This window comes from Ensifer sp. ENS09 (assembly GCF_014852425.1).
GTDB lineage: Bacteria > Pseudomonadota > Alphaproteobacteria > Rhizobiales > Rhizobiaceae > Ensifer.
This window is the reverse complement of sequence record NZ_JACVBP010000022.1, coordinates 1-458: the sequence shown is the minus strand read 5'-3', so window position 1 is coordinate 458 and position 458 is coordinate 1. Positions and strand designations below refer to the sequence as shown.

Below are 458 nucleotides of genomic sequence, written 5' to 3'. Positions count from 1 at the left end.
CCATACACGCGAGTGGCGAACTGCTGCATGCGCGCATACAGGGTGTCCATGCCCGACGCCCGTGGCGCGGTCTGGATGATCCCGGCGTCCGGCGTGGCTTCCATCAGGCGCACCAGACTGGTCAGGCACTCACCGCTCATCACGGAGTCGGCGTCGAGTACGACCATGTACTTGTAGTCACCACCCCAGCGACGGCAGAAGTCGTCGAGGTTGCCGCTCTTGCGTTTTACGCGACGGCGACGGCGGCGATAGAAGATCTTGCCGAAGCCACCGGCTTCGCGGCAGACGTCCAGCCAGGCCTGTTGCTCGGCCACGCAGATATCGGCGTCGTTACTGTCGCTGAGGACGAAGAAGTCGAAGCGGTCCAGGTCACCCGTGGCCGCAACCGACTCGAAGGTCGCCCGCAGGCCGGCGAATACCCGAGGCACGTCTTCGTTGCAGATCGGCATCACCAGTGC

1 protein-coding gene is annotated in these 458 nt (G+C 64.4%); it reads right to left on the bottom strand.

The features are described from left to right. A partial coding sequence (locus IB267_RS33050) for a glycosyltransferase (protein WP_192451592.1) occupies positions 1 to 458 on the bottom strand: 458 nt, incomplete at both ends.